Source organism: Mesorhizobium sp. M4A.F.Ca.ET.022.05.2.1, from assembly GCF_003998845.1.
In the GTDB taxonomy this organism is placed as follows: Bacteria; Pseudomonadota; Alphaproteobacteria; order Rhizobiales; family Rhizobiaceae; genus Mesorhizobium.
The window spans coordinates 54,649-72,688 of sequence record NZ_RZOJ01000001.1 but is presented as its reverse complement, the minus strand read 5'-3'; the positions used below and the strand labels follow the sequence as shown (position 1 = coordinate 72,688).

Sequence of the window (18,040 nt, the reverse complement as noted above, 5' to 3'; positions counted from 1 at the left end):
TGACGGTTCCATAGGCGGCGAATTGCCGGACCCTTGTGATTTTCAATCATTATTCCAGCGTCCCCTCGCAATAAGTGTCCGTCAGGAACCCGTTGAACCCAGGGTCCTGAGGAGAACTCGCACTCTTCGCGCAGAGGGAGCGGAGCAGTTCCTTGGCCGCTGTTTGACCTTCTACCGACAGCTCGAAATAGGCCCTCGCCGCCCTGTTCGCGTCCGGTCGATCTGCTTTAGTGGGATCGAAGGAGCTTGGATCATACCAGCGCGCGATTTCGAGTTTCGCGTCCTTGTTGCCCCGCTCCATCGCAAGATTGATCGCCTGCAAGCCGATTCCGCCGTCGCCTTCCCGGTACGCCTCGCCGCTTAGGGCGAACAGTTCAACGCCGTCAGTGTCCGTCAGCTTCAGCCTCTCGAAGCGCGCGAGCAAAGGCTCGGGCTTATTGAACCAATCCCTGCTGTCGGCGATGTAGTATCCTCCGCCTGCCACAAGCAGCGCCAACGGGATCAGAAGGTATAGGTACCGCCGCCTCTTCTTTGGCGGTTGGACAGGCTGGCGTTTCTGCTCCTGCGTCTCCACCACCCGTGGCAGCTCCACGGCCTGTTCGAGGGCCTCTTCGAGCTCCCGTTCGATGGCCTGGGGAGTGGGTGTCTTGAAAGGGGTCAGTTCCTGTGACCAGGCTCCCGGGCTAGGCGGGATCGGCGGCCAGAAGGCGCTCCCCTCTATGTCATGGCCTTCGACCGCGATCTTCACCTGCAGGTCAACCGGAATTTGGTCGCAGACCTCGGGTCCGACAACCACCGTGGCTGATTTCGCGCTGCGGCTGACGACCATCGCATCTACGGTTGCCGGACGCGCCTGCCATCCGGCGTCGCCAAGATAGGGAGCGTCCTTGGACTTGCGCATGATGGACAGGCGCAGCCTCGGAGAGCTGCCCAATTCCTGCGGGAACGTGATCAGGGCATGCCCGAACAGGCGTGTCTCGTCCTCGCTGACTTTGACCGCAACCGTGTTCATCGAGCAGTTCCGACGGGCGCGCCAAGCAGCGGCGCCGACTCATCGAGCGCGTCCAGGATGGCCCTCAGGCGCTCGTTCTCCTCGACGTTGATGGTGATCCCTTCGCCCGAGAGGACGTTGTCGGTAACCACCTGGTGGAACGCGTACATCCATTCCGAGAGCGCGAGGTAGGAGAAGTTCCGCCGCTCCACGCCAAGCCCGTCGCAGTCGGAAACGCTCGGACGGCGAGCAAACACCCTGATTTCTCCGTTCTCAGTGCCGTCAGGAGCCAGTGGCCGCTTGTTCTCGGGCATCGCGTCGAAGCCAAGCGTGCTGACGAAACGGTTGATGTGGCTCGTCGCGAGAAAGCCAGCCTTCTCCAGCAGGATGTCGGACCTTTCGACGGAACTTCCCGAGAGCTTGGCGAGATCCCCGGCTATGCGTTCTTCGAGTCCCGACCGCCGCGCAGCGGCGGTAAGCTCGGCGACCAGCTCGCTCGCGGACTCCTGCCCGAGACCAATGGCCTGCAGCGCATTGTCGTTTCTCGCGAGTGCGAAAAGGCCGTCCGTCCAATGCCTGATGGCCGAGCGGGCGAGATAGGCTTCGCGCGGCAGCGCTTTCTGCGAAACCGACTCCCCGGAGGAAACCGCGGCGGCGGCCACCTTCTTCTTGCTCCCTGGCAAAGGAGGAGCGCCGGGCCGCGGAGGCGGCGGGCGCTTTTTCGCCGCGGCTTCGGTCCGTCCTTCGGAACCTTCCTCCGACGCGTTCTGACGCTTGAGGCGGTTTCCGTACTCGATGTGAAGATGTTCGGAGATTCCGTTCTGCGATATCTGCAGCATCTTCATGGCGGTCCCGAACTGGTCCCGCTCCCAGACCTCGGTGAGGTTTGCGAGAATCTGGTCGGAGACTTCCCGACGCTCGGCGATGCGTTTGTTGATGTCGCTTTCGATGAAATACGGAGCGAGCACGCGGCGGATATCGTGGGCTATGTTCCCGACGCGGCCTCGTATCTGTCCATACTTGATGTCGGGACGGCAGATGGCCGCAAGGTTCTCCGCCAGATAGCTTACGCCGCCATCGTTCAGCCTAAGGGCCTCGTCAAAGGCCTTGGCCGGCTCCCGGAAATGCTGCTGGACTTCACTGACCTCAAGATAGGCCTCTCGCAGGGCGGCGACCTTCGCAACCTTGTCGGGCAAAATCTCGATCTCGGTGCCGCCCTTGTACTTGATCAGGGACTCTGCCTTGAAATTCGGGTTGCGCAGCCAGTAGGAGTTGTTGAAAGGCTTGTCCGGCATCCATTCAAACGGCCACTTGTGGGCCTTGCCGAAAAACCGCGTCAGCGAGGCGCCCAGGCGCGCGCTGAAACGATCCGCCAGGCTCTGTCCCTCCTCGCCCGCCTTTTCGCTGAAGTGCATGTCGAACATCGTCAGCACCAGGAACAGCGCAGTCTCGGTCCGGGCGCGATCGAACGGGCCTTCGCCGTGCGAGGTCCTGATCCAGTCGTCGATCATGTCCGGAAGAGTCGCGACGTCCTGGTTCGAAGGCTTGATGCAGAGCAGCATGCTCGAAAGTTCCTGCTCTGCCACGTAGCGGTCGAAGAGGTAGGCGACTTTGCCCCGGACAAAGAGCTCCTTGAGCGCGTCGGGGTTGCCGTCGATGAAGGCCTGAAGGTCCACCTTCTGCCTGCTGCGAGCGCCCGGGAAGTCCAGGAGGTCAGTGTGCTCGAAGAATGGCCATGGCTGTTCCGATATCGCAATCCGGAGCTCAGCCACCAATGCGGCGATCACGGGTCTCGGCAACGAAACCGTCGATCCTTTCATCGGCCTGATCAGCAGCTCGTCCTGGCCGGATTTTCCGAGCCCCCGCAGCGTCTCGACGTCTATGATGCTGCTTTCCCGGGGAACCAGCGCCTCGACAGGGCAGTAGGCGTCCTTGGCGAACCCAAGGCTCTCAAGGGCGGTGACGAGTTCAATGTAGAGATCGGTAACTTTCTGCAGTCCGCCCCATAGCACGGAAAAAAGGTCGCCGCGGTCGGCAATGGAAAGCCGGGAGGCAAGGAAGGCCGCTTCCTCCCAGTAGGCCCCAAGCGTCTCGATGTTCGGCAACCCTGCGAACTGCTTCTCGAAATACTCCTGAAGGTCCCACACGTCCTCCTCCGCCAGGCCATCCGAAGCTGCCTGCGGCATCGCCCGGCTCTTCGCCCTTTCCAGGGCGGACAGGACGGTATCGGAAGTCAGCGGCGCGCGTTTTTTCGCGTCTCCGTCAAGGAAGAAACTGTTGCCCAGGACCTTGGCCACGTCCGTTTCGCTCAGCATCCTCAGTACAACGGGCGCGCCGGCCGGACTTGGTTCTTCGCGAATGGAAAAGCGGGTGACAAGCCCGGTGGACTCCCGATCTCCACCGGGGTTGATCTCCCGAATGAAGTCGACCTCCCGCCCGAGATCGCCGAAACGGGCCATCAAGGGCGCGCTTCCGTTGCGGGCGAGGACCGACACCAGATAGGACTTGCCAGCCTGGCTGGGGCCGAACACCCCGACACACATGGGGCGGTCGATGGCCAGCATCGCCTTTCGGGTGGCAACGATGGACTTCCTGAGCTGCTGCTCGGCGCCCGAGCGCGTGCTGCCGACCCGCTCCGCGTTTGCGGAGGCTCCTATCCAGGCAAGGCCCTCCTGCGCCGATTTCAGCGCCGTGTCGCAGGTCTTCTTCAACTCTTTACGCATGCCTTCAGCTTTCACTGGATGGAGATAATTCCGGTATCGAGCCAGTAGCCGTCGCCCGCCTCGACCGCGAGCGTGTCCAGCTTCAGCTCCATGATGCGTTTGACTGGAGACCCGTCGGCGTCCTCCGCGTCCTGGATCACGAATTCCTCGCGGGTCGCCTCGCTCGTAAGAAGTGCGATCTCGTTCGCCTCGTCGTCTTCCGGCGCCTGCACGTTGCGCGCGATCGTGACGCGGACCGGCTTTCGCACGCTCCGCGCCGACCGCGTCTGCGCGGTCGTCAGCTTGTAGAGGGGAGTCGCCACCCAACGCTCCAGCGGAAGCTGCCTGAAGCCAATGCGAAGCGGACTGTGGTAGTCGAACTCCGCCTCGGCTTCCGCCGTTGCGGCATCGAGGTCGATGTCCGAGAAAAGCAGGGTTTCGTCCGGCAGCGCCGAGCTGCCCTGAAGCCGCCCGATGTACCGGGCCGTCGACTTCATCCGGAGGTACTGGGAGTAGAGGGTGAAGTTGGTGATCTGCCGCTCCGAGAGCGCGCACAGCATGGCGCCCACGACCGCGGTCGTCTTTGGGTCGTCGATGTGCGTGTTGCTGACGCCCCGGAACGGATACCACGTGCCGACGCGATAGTCCTTGATCGGGATGACGCGGTCAGGCCGGACCGACATCTTGTTCATGAACAGGCTAATCATCTGTGGCAGGCGCATCGGCCGCCCGGTCAGGAGCACCACGTCAGCGTCCAGATGATTGATCGCTTCCGCGATGTTGTCGAAGACGCCGTCGAAGATCGACAGGACGCACTCCTCGACCGCCAGTGGGTCGACCGCTATGTCGCAGTCAGCGACCGTGAACTCTCCCGCCCCGAGTGCGCTTATGTTGTCCTTGAGATATCCGAGAATGCGCGCGTCTACCGGAATGTCGCCTCCGGCCGTCGTCCGCCCCCCGGTCTCGAAGAAACTGCCCGCCTTGCGGATTTCCGTCTTACGGCTCGTCGCCGGCATGGCTTCGCATTCGGACAGGACCGCGATGGCGATTGGCTGCAGGACCTGCAGCACGAACTGGCGGCGCAGGTGCTTTTCCTGCTCGGACATGTTCGGATTGTCGCCGGCGAAGCGGTCCTTGAGATAGTTCCGCGCATTCCGAAGGCCCGCTTGGGCGAGCCCTTCCTCGAGCCTCGGTATGACAAGCCGCTCGATAACCACCTTGAGGAGGTCGTCGCCCGCGATGCGGAACCCCTCCCGGAAGTTCTGGTCGGGGAACAGGGCGACGTTGTCCGTCTGGAAGTAGGTCGTAACCATGAGGTCGGTGGTGCCGCCGCCCACGTCGACGCTGGCGACGCGCAGCGACCGTTCGAGCTTCTCCTTGGGCTTGGAAGGCGGGAGCGTTTTCGGCCTCTCCCTGTCCTTGCCGAGCATGTCGAACAACGTCCTGATCGACCCGCCCAGCTTGTGCACAGCCTCGCCGTAGAGATAGACGAGATGAACCGAACTTGCCTCGTCCCAGGAGCAGTGGATTTCCGGGCGCTGGTTGTTTATGCCGCTGTCGCTGTCGCCCCATCCCGAGAGGGACCAGAGAAGCTTCACCGCGGCTTCCGCGCGCGACCGGAGGATGCGCTGCTCCTGAATCGGGGTCGCTGACGGGATCGTCAGGATGATCCTCCGCAGGCGGCGTGGAGAGTCTTTGAGCCTCCTCTCCCGGCGGGTGCCGGGGTTGTTCATCATCGACATCGCCTGCGCGATGATTTCGACGAGCATGAACGTGAAGAAGGACGACCTCGAGAAGCAGAAGCGGCTCGCCGTCTGAAGTTCGCTCTCTTTGACTTTCAGCCTGAACTGCCGCCTGTCGCTCTCGAGCTGCTCGAGGACGTCGCCGCGGTCGTTTATGAAGCGGTACATGGAGCGCTCGATCAGCGGCTCCGTCCCCGCATGGCCCGCCGAGGCCGAACGGAACTTCCACTCCTGGAGAACCGGATCGGAACTCCACAGGTACCGCTTCGGCGAAGAAAGTCCCGTCGCAGCCTCGGTGCCTTCCGACTCCCCGCGCAGGCGCGAGGCTTCGGGGCCGATGCGGAGCAGGCTTGGCCAGAAGAACGCCCGGGGGCGGCCAGACCGCCTGGCGATGTCTTCCGCGCCGAATTCCCCAGCCACCAGCTCGCACTGGCTCTCGAACGGATCACGATAGACGAGTTCGGGCTTGGAGAGATCGCGCAGTTCCAGGACAACGGAGTTGTTGAGGTCGACGTTCACGTCGTCGGGGAACGACTGGATCAGAATTCCGCACGACCGCGAGTTCCCGATGTCGAGCACCAGGTCGACATCAACCGGATGAACGTTCCTGTTGTCGCTGACCGTATCGATGAGGGTGACGCGAACGGGCTTGATCACGCTGGCGAGAAACTGGACGAAGGTTATGTACCGGGCGAGGTGCTCGAACTGGAAAGGAAAGTCGTCGGGCCTCAGCTCCTTGCCTTTCCTCTGCAGCTTCTTGAAGGAGTGGAGGATGTCCCTCAGCCAGTCGTCGAGCCACTTCTGCGCGTCCACGGGACCTTGTCCGGGAACGTCGACCTTGTGGGACAGGAACGAGATGATGTCGGGAAGCTGGCTGACGAACCGGAACGATTCGGTCCGCATCGCGTCTTCCGGACAGGGCGCGAGGTAGGGACGGTTCGTCTTCCGGGGCGCGAGCGAGCTGTCGAATGCGAAGATTGCCCTGTGCGTTCCCTTCCGGTCTCCGTGGGCGTTCCTGGTCTCCGTAACCCTCACCCGGACCCAGTCGGTCGGACCCTGCGCGTATATTTCATTGCCCAGCGGGTCTTTCCCGGGTTCGATCTTGAAGAACGGCATCGGCACCCAACGGTCCAGGAAGGTCTCGAGCGCCCTCGATTTCGCGATGTCGTACACCACGTCGTCGCCTTTTGGGGGGTAGGGCGGCTGGTCCGAGTCGGGATCGTCATCGTTCCAGTTCGGAAGCAGGCGGATCAGCGTCTTTCCATCCGAACCCGTTTCACCCGGCGACAGCCGCTCGATGAACGACCTCGACAGGCGCGGAGAAGCGTCGAAGTCGAACCCGAACTCGACGAACTGGATGCCGCTGTCCGGCACCAGCGTAAATCCGTCGCTGAAATCGGCGAGGTTGGTCAGCATTGAGTCGTCCTGTCAGGCTGGTGTCGGCTTGCTGCAGTCATGGAACATCGAACTCCGTGACTTTCATCTGCGACGCATCGTGAGATTCTTGAGTCAGGCTGCCCGGGTAGCTTTGCGTGGCCCCACCATTCTTGAGAATGACGTTGAAGTCGGTCCGCTGGGCCGGGTCTCCGCGCTTGTCGAACAACCTCACGTAGACCTCGTAGTGTCCGGGAGGAGGCTTGTTCGCCCACGTTATATGTTCGACCGGCTTGTTGTTCTCTCCATTGAGGTTCATGTCGATGTCGTGCACGCCGCCGCATTTCGGCTGTCCGTCCAGAAGCACCATTCCGCCGTCCGGACACTTCACGAAGAGGTCCAAGTCTGTCCGGTTGTTCCAGATGAGCGTCACCTGTGTCTGGCCTTCCGCCCCGCCTGCGCTTTCGACGCGCTTGTCTGCTTCCTGCGCCGGATCAGACTGCTCGGCTCTGGGCGGCGGCTGGCATGAATTCAGATGCCGCCGCAGTTGTTCTTCGATCACTGCTTCTTCCGACATGAGCTCCTGTGTTCGCAGGCTGGCCCGATCAACGGCTGGCGGCGGCGAAGCAAGAGCGCAGTAAGCGCCTCCGCCCTTTCCGAACGCGGTGACGCCGAAAGGAAGGACCAAGCCACAGGCGGGGAGCAGCAGCCACGCGGTCGCCCCCGCGAGCGCTATGGGAACAAGCCAAAGAAGCCTGCGGGCGATCGACCACCACCAGGAAGGCCCGGCAGATCGCACGGGCCGCTCCACCGCTGTATCCGGAACAGGTGCCGTCGGCGGTCGGTCCCGCGCGACTTCAGCAATCTGCCCCCTGCCACTGGTCTCTGCGTCATGTTTTTCGTAACCCCATGCCGTAAGGACGAGCACTCCGTCGCTCCCGTCGGAGCCGCCGGAAACCCATACGTTCTCGTCGTCGGGGAACGTCACCGCGTTGCGCAGCGCGGTAGCCGTCGACCGGGCCGCTGGGTCGGTGCGGGCTTCATGCGCGGCGGCCGCGCGAAGAACTGCCCGGACGGATTGGTCCAGGCGCGCCTTGTAGACGGCCGCCGTTTCGGGCGGAAGTTCCGTCAGCCGGACAAGAGGCTCGTCGCGCTCGGTATACCAGTCGATCCCCGAGCCGTCCTTGCGCGGCACTGGTTCGGCCAGCTCCAGCCCGATGCCCCCGGGGAATTCCCGCCCGAGCACGGCTTGGAGCCGATGGACCGAGCGCTCCGCGGTCGACCCGAGGGAACGCATCAGGCTGAGGGTCGTGGTGGCGACGAACTGGCTCATTGGGCAGGGCCTTCCGTTGGCCCTGCGGCCGCGGCGATCCCCGTTGCCGGGTTGCATGGCTGATCGGCGGCGGCCACCGTCACGCCGTTGGCGGACAGGAACCGGATGGCGTCGCTCGCGCCAAGGGAGAAGTTCAGCTTCTGAACGTTTTCCCCGTCGAGGACTATGAAGGTGTTCACCCCGACTGCCCGGCCGCAGGCATCCGAAAGGGGACCTCCGCTGTTGCCGGGGGAAATGTTCGCGGAATGGGTAATGACCTTCGCCGCCCCGCCCTGAGGCATGGCCATCACGTTGCCCTGCGTGACGACCATCTCGAGATTGCCCAGCCCGGTGGTGTCGCCATTGAGGATCGCTCGGTATGTGCTGTCCATGGACATCACGAAGGATGGAAAGCCTCCCGCAATTACGCTGTCCAGCCTCCCGATTTCCGTCGAAAGATGCAGAGGCGTTACATTGCTAGGCGCCTCGTCCACTCGCAGGAGAGCAAAGTCCGGATTTCCGGTCTCGCTGTTTGCGGATCTTGCGACGACGCGGGCAGGAACCGCGCGCCCAAGCGCCTTGCTGGCGACGAACACCGTATCCCCGGCGCCTTCGACAACGTGATTGTTGGTGAGGATTTCCCGCTGGCTTACGAAGAACCCGCTTCCAGTGCTGAGCGAGTCCGCCGAGGGTGCGAGCACGAGGACCGTGGCCGAGTCCAGGGTGGCGAGAAGCGAATGCGGTGAACCGGGTCCGGGCACCTGCCCGCTGGCGGCTCCTGACGCGCCGCTTTCCGTTTCATGTCCGGCCTCATGGAGCGGTGGACCAAGAACGGATGAATCTGCCTGGCATGCAGCCTTTGCAAGCTCGGCTTTCATTTTGCCGATCCGCTCTTCAAGACTCCGGTTGACCTCCTCGTTGTTCACGAGCGGAGCTGTCGGAGGAGGCGGGAGCGCTACCGGATAAACGAGGTTGCCTGGCCAAGCCGCGTAGATCAGGCAGGCGGCGAACACGAACGAAAGCGCAGCTATGGGCCAAAGCCAAGCCTGACTGGGTCTTGCTGAAACCGCTGTCCGAGTCTCTTGGGTGGATGCTGCGGTAGCGTCGGGCGCAATGACGCGTCGCGGGGGAGACAGTCCGGCCGTCGCGTAACCTCCGGCGACAACCCATGTCTGACCCGGCACTCGGGGCGATATGCCGCTTGGAAGGTAGGGACCTATCGTCTTCTCGCTATGCCGCGCGAATGCAGCGCGTGAGGAATGGGCTTCCTCCGGCAGGACCCCCCAATTCGTGAGGACAGCGTTCTCGCCGACGGCGACGATCGAATTTTCGTCCGCCACGTTGAGCATCGCGCCAACGGTCTCGCCGATTTCCTGGTCCGCCAGCGCCGGACGAAGCGCCTCGATCCGCGCGGCCAAGATCGACTCAACCCGAGACCGCATTCCTCGGTCGAGTTCGCTTAGCCGCTTCGGCTCGTCGTCGAAGCTGCTGAACCATGCCACGACCAGGCGGCCACCCTCCTGCTCCTTGGCGTTCGGTTCGGCGAACAGCCGTGACGTGTTGTCCCCGCACAGTTCATCTATGCGGGCGAATGCCGTTTCGCAGTCACGCCACAGCGGTTTCCCGGCGATGGCCAACACGTCGTCGGCACGCGCCGACGTTGAACGAACGAAGTGGACGTTGCCCCCTCGAGCCATTGGCTACCTTCCCCATACCGCATGAATTCTTAACCATGCGGTGCCCTGGCCGGCATATTTCGACGGAACAAACGCCCATGTCAACGAGCCCTCAAGTAGATTCGGCTGAGATGCTTAACCTGTAGCGGACCGCAGCCTATTTACCGTCTTAGCAATAGTTTCTAGTTTGATTCCAATTTCGCGTTGCGCATTCCCCATTTGGGGCTGGAAATGCAAATTCTCGAGGATTACGGTTGCGCCGGGCCGATATTGCCGAGGGCAACAGGGGCATTGCCGACGGCAAAAGAAAAATGGGGCAACGGGAAAGATCGCGATCTGTCATGAGGCTCCTGGCTGGCCGTCTAAGTCGCCCTTCACCTCGCCAGTCATGACATCAAAGTCAGCGAACTTCGCTGACTTTGGCGGTCAAGTCCCACATGAAACAGAATAACAGCGACGGGGGAAACATTGTTTGCGCATTTTTTTCGCTGCGGATTGCGAGAGCTCCTGCTTGGAGCCGCCGGCTCGTCTCTGGCAGCTCTCGTCCTTCTGGTTGGCATTCAACCGATCGGCGCGCAGACCACGGCAGTGTTCTTCGACTATCCCGGGACCGCATTGAACGGGATCGTCAGCGCACAGGTCATCGCACCCTTGCAGGCATGTCGATCCCTTTGCACCTCGCGTTCGGGCTGCGTCGGTTTTGATCATTCGTCCGAGGACGGCATTTGTCGGCTTTTGGCAGCCGTAAGCTCCGCCGGCGAAAGCCGGGTGTCGACAGCAGCCACGCGGAACCTGATCATTGGGTATCGTCCTCCCTCAAACGCGCCCGCGGCGCCTTCCGCCGTCCAGCCGAAACCCGCAGTGGCACGCGCGGAGCCGCCGGACATCAGCGGCCGCAAGGTGAGTTATCGGTCGATTCCCGGCGACCCGAGGCCGATAGGCTGGGTCTATATCAATGTCTGCAGGGGAGCCCCGGTCGACGCGGATTCACTTCGCAGTTCCATCAACGGATATGTTTTTGAGTCATTGCGGCTCATTCCGGGCAGGATTGAACAGTTTGACAGGAACACCACACCGCAATGTGCGCTTGTGCCCAAGGCCGTTGGCTATGCTTCGCCGAGCGCCGAGGAGTGGAGAATCGGAGCGGTGCTAGAGGAGATGCGTCCGCTCCTTCGTCCTGCCGGAGTGGGAACACGCGCGGACGGTCTATTGCCCATGCAAGGTTCTGACCGCTACCGCATCGACATATGGCTTAGCCACGAGTGAATGTCCGCTTCACTATCGGATCGGGCGGAGCAGCGACCCGCGGCTTCACGTGACGACAAGAAGTGCTAATCGGGTGCGGGACATGTCGTATGCGGCTTCGCCGCCCGAAGAGGATTTGAGCTTCGTGACCCATTCTGGCCGGATTGCGTAGCACCAAGCTCACTTCGTTGCGTCGGTCTCTCTCCGGCGTGGGACAGCGCACAATCCTGCGGATCGAGCAAGACGACGACACTGTCACGCTGGAATGGCGGCGGCGGCTGCAGGCCGCCTTCACGAGGGCTGGTATAACGTTCATTCCCGATGATGGACAGTCCGGTCCCCGCCTGCGCGTTCGCAGGGATCCTCTTACCCAAGGAAGCTTGCGGTTCTGACCGCCTCGGCGAGCCGATCAATCCAAGTACCACAACCAGAGGATCCGCCGCTCTATTGCAAGTGACTTGTTCTAGCGCGACGAGAGCCATGCGCTATGCGGTCAGTGCGCGTGACGTATCTCGTTCAGCTTGTCGGCAATGAACTCCGGAGGGCACGGTCCCATGAACTGCCCGATGAGATGGAACCGAATTTCGGATCGATGACGTTGAAGCGACTATCGCAGACGGGATTGCCACAGAAGAGATTGAGGCTGGCACCGCCGCGGGGCCTTTTCCGAGCGGGAAATCCGAACCGAATGCGGGCGGGGATAAGCAAAAAGTCCCGATCGGGATGTCCCAAGAGCCTTCGGCGTTGATATGCGAGCGTAAGCCCTAGCAATTGGACAGTCCAGCCGCGCGATCGTATCAGCAACCGTCGAGCGCCTTAATGCCTTCGATGTAGTCCTTGCCGCCCTCGTTTACTGTCGTCACTTCGGCGCGGCCAGAGCATGCCGTCGCACCCTTCCTGAACGCATAGCTGACGAAGAACAAGTCGTCTGCCTTCGCTTCAATGCCGAGAAGCTTAAGCGGCTCCTGCATCCCTCCGTAGAAGCCACTCAGCGCGGCTGCGGAGAGAGGACCCTTGGCGCTCTTTCCGGGAACTACGAACCGCGCCGCCTCCTTGCCGTCCCCAGTGCCGAGGGCCAGGTAAAACGCCCGCACGACAGTCGCCGGAGTGCCGTACTGTTCAGTGATGTCCTCTTCAGGCGCGATGCTCCCGACAATAGCCATGAGCGGGGCTCGGTGATGCGCATTATCCGCAGCCCATCGATCAACGATGCCGACAGTAACGCGGCGTCCGATCAATGAAGCCACTGCGCTGTCCATGCCGCCGACCGGCACGACGTGAACCTCGCGGAAACTGGACTCGGGATCGGCAAAGTCCTCGCCCTGAAGGCAGATGTCGGCATCCAGTTCCAGTAAGTAAGTCGGCTCGGGCTGATCTCCTGTCTGCACGTCTTTATAGTTCGGCGGCCCGGGAAGTATCCGACGATAGAGTTCGCCGCTCAGCTGCGACGGCTGCCCTTTCGAGATGTCGTAGCAGGCGGCCTGCGCTCCGCTGGCCGCAGCGATGCTGTAGAAAACCAATGCGCATGCCCTAAGACGTTTCATAGGTCGCTCCCAAAAAGCCATCGCCATATGGCATTTATTCATGAAGCCCTTCAACCGATACATGGCAGCGTGTTTAATTCTCCGTCCTTTCGAGCGTCCCATAACGTCATAGGTGCGAGCGCACCGTCGCGCCTCTCGACAGCGCGAAGTTCTCTGGTCTCCGGATCCCGTATATAGATGTGGCTGATATCGCGAGGATCGTATCGCACTTCGAGCCTGCCCAGCCGGTCTCGCTGCGGTACCAGGCCGGCGACGGATTGCGGAGATCGCCGGTGGGCAAAAGTCGTCGAAAGTTGACCTGCGAAATGCCGTCCGCCGAAACCACGCGGCAGAGGTGCCCCTGCACTTTTTTCCTGGACCGTTTCCGGGGGTCACTCGCGCAATCGGAGCGACCGGCTGTTGGCCTCGCTCGACGCGATCCACGAAGCGGCGCTCGCCGGGCTGAAGGAGCACGATCGATTGGTGCTGGCGAAAAACCAGATGGAGCGGCGGTTGCGCGAACGCCGCGCCAGCTCGAAATTGCCTGACCTCCTTGAGCTTGCGCTCTCGCGGCCGATCGTCTCCACCGGCATGATTCAGGAGGTGCTAAAAGTCTCGAAGCAAGGCGCGCTCAACGTGGTTGGCCAGCTCGGCCTGCCCGAGATGACGGGGCAGGGGAAGGTTTCGGGCATGGGGGTGTCTGATCGACCTTGTCTGCTTTACGAAGTTATCGAACTATCCTCCCATGTCGCTCTTCCTGCTGGCTTGATGCACTCGATGCCGTGCGCCGATCTGCAGACGAGGCACCTGCTCCAACCATTTCAGCCATATCGTACCGGGACGGGTCGGCTGCGTCAGAGCGGTCTACGCCGAAGCTAGCCGCGATCGAGATATTCGCACGCAATATCAGCTTTTAGCAAAAGGTCAGGGTTTGCTCAATGTCCGACATTGGGCGCAAAGCAGACTTGAGGTAGCAAGTTCAAGCTTAATGATGTTCGCAATTCGTGTTGATTACAGAAATTGCGTAAGCCGGACGATTGACACGAACAAACTTGCAACAGAAGTTACGACATGTCTAGTTTAATATAGGTTATAATAAGCCAATAGTCGAAACCAGCAGAACGATTGATAGTGCAAGATTATCATTCATTATCGCCTGCCGACAAGCGCGGCGGTTAATGTACGATTTATTGCCAAAAGCGCCGCCTTTGTTCATCATGTCTGCGATGATTCTGCGGCCTAAATCCTCTCCGCGCCACCCCGGCACGCTTCATGGCGCGACAGCCGTTACTCCGGCGGTCCCCGTCCCGGCCTGGCTGCGCCGAGCCGTTCTCGACGTGCAAGGCCTTGCGGGAAAAGATGCTGAGGACATAGCGCTCACCGCAGGTGCCGCCCTCGCCGCGCTCGATGCGGTGGTCCGCCGGCAGGAGCAGTGGGCCGGCGCCTGGCGGCAGCGGCTGGCACTTTCGGCGGCCGCGGTAACGGCAAAGCAGGCAGGCCGCGTCGAGGATGAAGCGGCATTGCGCGACGCGATGCTGCTCGCCCGTCCTGGTGATATTTTGTCCGGGTCTACGACCCTCGGGCCCGCCGGATCGATGCTGCGTGCCTGGCGCCGGCTGGCCGGCACGCCTGCCGAGAAACTGCTGACCGAGGCGAGCATCGGCGCGGTGCTGGATGACCTCGGTCTCCGCCGCGACGACGACGCAGTCGGCGAACTGGCGGACGAGCTTCGACAGCTTTCCGCGGGCATCGGAATCGTCGGCATGCTGATCGGCGCGTTCACGGCCGCCGAAAGGTATGGGTTCGCACGAGCCGTCGGATGTTGGCTCGCGGACGCCCTGCTGGCGCAACGGCTGGGCTGGACACATGCAATCCCTTTGTTGGGCGCCGACGCGACCTTAGTTGTGGGTACGGGCCGGGCGCGTCGACCAGTGGCTGCCGCTCTGGCTGCGGGTGCCGAAGCGGAATCCGACCGGGCCAAAAGTCTGCTGGCCGCGCAGGCGCGCGCTGCGCTGCGTGCGATTGATCTTTCCGCTGAGCTCGAGCGCCGCGCGGGCCGGCTGCTTGCCGTTGCGCCGAAACTCAGGGCCAAGGCGGCGGATGCGGTTGTCGAAAAGCTCTTGTCCGACGACGCGATCGTTGCCTCGGAAAAGATCGCCGGCATGAGCGACCGCGGCCTGCGCCGGCTGTTCGACCGGCTGGTCGAACTCGGTGCCGTGCGCGAGCTGTCGGGCCGCCCAACCTTCCGCATCTACGGACTGTGACGACGATGGCGGAGACAGCGCGCAGACGAGGAGGGAGCCGGTCAGATGACCGTCGATCGGGCGAACGGCGATCAGCTGACCAGCTGTTCGACCGCGAGCTGGATCATCTGCCGCCGGAGGCGCGCTGGCGCGAATGGATGCATCGCGTCGAGGCGACCATCTTTGCGGCGAGCGAGCCGGTCGGCCGTGAGACGCTGGGAAAGATCGTCGGCAAGAGTTGCAGCATTGACCTTCTGATCGACGACATCCGTGAGGAGCTGCGCGGCCGGCCCTATGACCTGGTCGCCGTCGCTGGCGGTTTTCGGCACCTGACCCGGCCGGCCTATGCCGATGCCATCCGCAGTGCATTTGGCACCGCCGGCAGCAACGGGCGCGCCGTGGACCTGACGCAGTCAGACGTGCTGGTGCTGATGTGCATCGGTTATTTCCAGCCGATCACCCGTGCCGAGTTGTCGTCGTTCTTCGGCAAGGAGATCAGTCGCGATTTTATCGGTCATCTGCGCGGTGCCGGCCTGATCGCTTCCGGTCCGCGTAGCCCAACGCCGGGTGCACCTTACACCTACGTGACGACAAAAGAATTCCTGCTGGAGTTCGGGCTCGACACGCTGCGCGACCTGCCGGATTTTGAGGCGCTCGAGGATGCCGGATTGCTCTCGAAGGAGAAGCTGCTCGCAGGCGACATCTTGCCAGGATTTGCAGACGACGGCGAAAATAACGCCGACGCCGACGAATAGAGGCCCTGTGCCTGGGCCGGCGGACCCGCAGACTGAAGCTGGCCGGCCCCTATGCCAACGGCAAGACGATGATTGCGGAACGGTTTGTGCCGTCGAACATCTGAAAGCCGCCGAGCAGCAGCGGGTTTGGGTGGTCCAGACGCGTGAGGGGGCCGGACTTGCCCATTTTTATGGAAGCTTCCTGCAGGCATTGCGTGCTCCGGTCAGCACCGGCCAGAACGTCGGCCGTAAAGCCGAGCAGCTTGATCATCTCCTCGACAGCCTGAAGCCCAAAATCCTGATCTTCGACGAATTCCACAAACGCGAGACGTCGAGGCGGTTCTTGCGTTCCTGAGACGGATCGGCCGCCAATACGACATCTCTCCTGTTCTGATCGGCGAGGTCGCCGTCTACGATTTCATCAACGCGACCGACGAAATGGCGAGCCGGTTCGACCTGCTCGCGGTGCCACGATGGCAATATGGCGAGGAATTCCTCACGCTCCTCGACAGTCTCGAAGCGGCGTTGCCTCTCACCCGTGCTTCCGATCTTTCAGATGAACCGCAGGCGCGAATGATCTTCCAGCTCTCTCCGAGGGACTGATCGGCGAGATCGTGGCGATCGTCTCCGCGGCGGCCGTAGCCGCCGCGAGGTCTGGTGCGGAACGGATAACGAAATCAGGGCTCGAGCAGCTCCACTACATCCCGGTCTCGAAGCGACGCCGGGCGCCTCTGCGCAACGATCTGCTGTGAACGGCGAAGCGGCCAGCGCGTGGTTCGCCATCGAGATGCGCGAGCGATACGGCGACGTTGCCCAGGATCGGTGGCCCGTTTCTGTCGAACCGCCCGGCCGTGATGATCAGGTCCGCGAGCTTCCACGATGGCGGGATTTTCTTGTCGATGCGAGCGATCTGGCGCCAGGCACAATCCCATACCCGCCAAGCGCCGTCCCAGATGTCCGGGTCGACCCCCCCCCGAAAGGTCGGCCACCTAGGCGAGCGTGATCTTGTAACCCGCAAGAGTGGCTGGCGGGGAGATGCTGGCACCCTGCTTATATTCGTTAAGAGCTATCTGGGTCGAACGGGACAGATAGATCGCTTCGACGCCTGGCCGGTTGAAACGATCGCCGTCAATCGCCGCGCCTGCACCGCTGGTGGGCAGGAAGGCCCATTTGGGTGTCAGATAGCGATGGAAGATCTCGTCCAGCCCGATGCGGGTGACCTTCACCCGCGCGCCCCGTTCTCGAGATCTCGGATGAAGGCCAGGACTGCTTCGACCTGGCCGTCGGCGACGAGCTCGGCAGCCGTGCGATGGCCATAGTCGGCGATCGGTTCGTTGCGATACCAGTAGATCGCCTTGTCGACGTTGCCGGTGAGCTCCGTCGCGGCCGAGATCACTTTTACCATCTCGCGCATCGTAGGGGGGCCATGGGCCGACCGGGCATCCACCGGTCGGCTGGTCAGTCGTGGAAGGTCAGCAAAGGCGCTAAGGTCGTCGATGAGACGGACGAAGGCGTCAGACGCTGCTCCCAGACCTTCCCGCCCCAGGAAAGCCCGCCGCTGCGCGGCCTTGTCAGCCGCGAACTGTTTGCTCAGATCTGTCGGCGTTTTCGCCGGTCAGGGCGTGTGGCGTCGCGCGAGAGTGTACCGGAGCGTAGCCGCGAGAAGAGACCCGATCGAACTCGAAGGTCTGCCCGACCATCCAGAGATCGCAGAAGTCCTTCATGCGGTTGTTGGCGACGCCGAGCGTCAGAAGGGCCTCGAACTTTTTAGCGACGACGGTCTCCAGCGGATAGGCGCGCAGGCGAGGCGAGGGCGCGTCCAACAAGGCACGATACTGGATTTCGATCGGCTCTGGCGTGATGGCTTCTCCGAAGCCGACGTCGACTTGTTCGGCACGCGCGCCAGCCATCGTTGCGCTGGTCCGAATGCGCACGCCGCAGGGCCTCATCTCGGATCGGCGGCACCCTGAGGCCTGCAACGTCGAACGTCAAATGTGCCCGACGACGGCGCTCGGCCAGGCCGCCACATCCGGGTCACCTTGCCCGAGGAGGTCGAGTCCACATAAAGCCGCATCACCGACCAGACCGGCCCCGTCTGAGCAAACCTCCACAGATCCAACTTCGATTTCGCTGCGACCTTCGCACTCCTGCCGGTGACGAGTGTCGCCGGGATCACCGAGCCGCGCTTGAGCGGCATGCTCGTCAAAGCGGCTCGGGCGGCAGCGCTCGCGCCGGCGCCACTCCACATGGTGTCTCGACCCCATGAAAATAATATTGTCGCTTTTGGCCCAAACTGTCCACTATCGAACGGACGCACCATAGGCGAAACGTTTTGCATTTCGTGCCCAGCCCTCAAGCAAGCGGCCCTCAAGCAAAAAGAGGACGAGCGCAACGAGAAGGTGCGCCAGCCCAACCTGAGTATCAGCGCACAGCTACATCCTCAGGATGGCACGTCATTTGCACATCAATTTTGAGAAGCCGTCGTGACGGTCTTGCCC

Annotated in this window: 14 protein-coding genes and 2 pseudogenes; 6 read left to right on the top strand and 10 right to left on the bottom strand. The window is 62.3% G+C overall.

Annotated features, from left to right (window positions below; translation table 11 throughout):
• Window positions 1-49 precede the first annotated feature (49 nt).
• The 5 genes from EN745_RS00340 to EN745_RS00320 are packed head-to-tail and all read right to left on the bottom strand — an operon-like array spanning window position 50 to window position 9,818.
• Complete coding sequence (locus EN745_RS00340) at window positions 50-1,012, bottom strand: hypothetical protein (RefSeq protein WP_127420253.1); 963 nt, start codon at window positions 1,010-1,012, stop codon at window positions 50-52.
• Window positions 1,009-3,714, bottom strand: coding sequence for a virulence factor SrfC family protein (locus EN745_RS00335; RefSeq protein WP_127420252.1), 2,706 nt, complete (start codon window positions 3,712-3,714; stop codon window positions 1,009-1,011). The genes EN745_RS00340 and EN745_RS00335 overlap by 4 nt, the downstream gene beginning before the upstream one ends.
• Window positions 3,715-3,725: 11 nt before the next feature.
• Window positions 3,726-6,851 carry a virulence factor SrfB gene (locus EN745_RS00330; RefSeq protein ID WP_127420251.1) on the bottom strand — a complete coding sequence of 1,042 codons (3,126 nt, stop codon included), beginning with the start codon at window positions 6,849-6,851 and terminating at the stop codon, window positions 3,726-3,728.
• A 37-nt stretch (window positions 6,852-6,888) separates the two neighbouring features.
• On the bottom strand, window positions 6,889-8,142 hold the full coding sequence (locus EN745_RS00325) for a hypothetical protein (protein ID WP_127420250.1): 1,254 nt from the start codon (window positions 8,140-8,142) through the stop codon (window positions 6,889-6,891).
• Window positions 8,139-9,818, bottom strand: coding sequence for a serine protease (locus tag EN745_RS00320; RefSeq protein ID WP_127420249.1), 1,680 nt, complete (start codon window positions 9,816-9,818; stop codon window positions 8,139-8,141). The genes EN745_RS00325 and EN745_RS00320 overlap by 4 nt, the downstream gene beginning before the upstream one ends.
• 447 nt (window positions 9,819-10,265) lie before the next feature.
• Between EN745_RS00320 and EN745_RS00315 the strand changes: the two genes are divergently transcribed.
• Window positions 10,266-11,063: a PAN domain-containing protein gene (locus tag EN745_RS00315; protein WP_127420248.1), complete on the top strand. Its 798-nt coding sequence runs from the start codon at window positions 10,266-10,268 to the stop codon at window positions 11,061-11,063.
• Between the two features lie 776 nt (window positions 11,064-11,839).
• On the opposite strand, the gene EN745_RS00310 is transcribed toward EN745_RS00315, so the two are convergent.
• Both EN745_RS00310 and EN745_RS00305 read right to left on the bottom strand, forming a co-directional pair.
• A complete protein-coding gene (locus EN745_RS00310; protein WP_145991967.1) occupies window positions 11,840-12,586 on the bottom strand; it encodes a hypothetical protein in 747 nt (248 codons plus the stop codon).
• A 50-nt stretch (window positions 12,587-12,636) separates the two neighbouring features.
• The gene (locus EN745_RS00305; RefSeq protein ID WP_281034755.1) at window positions 12,637-12,810 is read right to left on the bottom strand and encodes a Mu transposase C-terminal domain-containing protein; all 174 of its coding nucleotides are present in this window, start codon (window positions 12,808-12,810) and stop codon (window positions 12,637-12,639) included.
• A 175-nt stretch (window positions 12,811-12,985) separates the two neighbouring features.
• On the opposite strand from EN745_RS00305, the gene EN745_RS00300 reads away from it, so the two are divergent.
• The 4 genes and pseudogenes from EN745_RS00300 to EN745_RS00285 form a co-directional block, all read left to right on the top strand.
• Window positions 12,986-13,444, top strand: coding sequence for a helix-turn-helix domain-containing protein (locus EN745_RS00300; protein ID WP_245487567.1), 459 nt, complete (start codon window positions 12,986-12,988; stop codon window positions 13,442-13,444).
• Between the two features lie 299 nt (window positions 13,445-13,743).
• The gene (locus EN745_RS00295) at window positions 13,744-14,829 is read left to right on the top strand and encodes a DUF1403 family protein (protein ID WP_245487566.1); all 1,086 of its coding nucleotides are present in this window, start codon (window positions 13,744-13,746) and stop codon (window positions 14,827-14,829) included.
• A 5-nt stretch (window positions 14,830-14,834) separates the two neighbouring features.
• A complete protein-coding gene (locus EN745_RS00290) occupies window positions 14,835-15,563 on the top strand; it encodes an SMC-Scp complex subunit ScpB (RefSeq protein ID WP_127420246.1) in 729 nt (242 codons plus the stop codon).
• A 20-nt stretch (window positions 15,564-15,583) separates the two neighbouring features.
• Window positions 15,584-16,294, top strand: a pseudogene (locus tag EN745_RS00285) (TniB family NTP-binding protein); the annotation flags it as partial.
• A 237-nt stretch (window positions 16,295-16,531) separates the two neighbouring features.
• Here the strand turns inward: EN745_RS00285 and EN745_RS37570 are convergent.
• From EN745_RS37570 to EN745_RS00265, 3 genes and pseudogenes are all read right to left on the bottom strand, one after another.
• Complete coding sequence (locus tag EN745_RS37570; protein ID WP_348630931.1) at window positions 16,532-16,753, bottom strand: RES domain-containing protein; 222 nt, start codon at window positions 16,751-16,753, stop codon at window positions 16,532-16,534.
• Window positions 16,754-16,764: 11 nt separating this feature from the next.
• Window positions 16,765-16,956 (bottom strand): annotated as a pseudogene (locus EN745_RS00270) (hypothetical protein); the annotation flags it as partial.
• Window positions 16,957-17,113: 157 nt separating this feature from the next.
• Window positions 17,114-17,452: a nucleotidyl transferase AbiEii/AbiGii toxin family protein gene (locus EN745_RS00265; protein ID WP_189362909.1), complete on the bottom strand. Its 339-nt coding sequence runs from the start codon at window positions 17,450-17,452 to the stop codon at window positions 17,114-17,116.
• A gap of 276 nt (window positions 17,453-17,728) precedes the next feature.
• Here EN745_RS00265 and EN745_RS00260 point away from each other — a divergent pair, with 276 nt between their 5' ends.
• Entirely contained in the window at window positions 17,729-18,016 is a 288-nt protein-coding gene (locus EN745_RS00260) for a hypothetical protein (RefSeq protein WP_127420242.1), read from the top strand.
• Window positions 18,017-18,040: the final 24 nt, after the last annotated feature.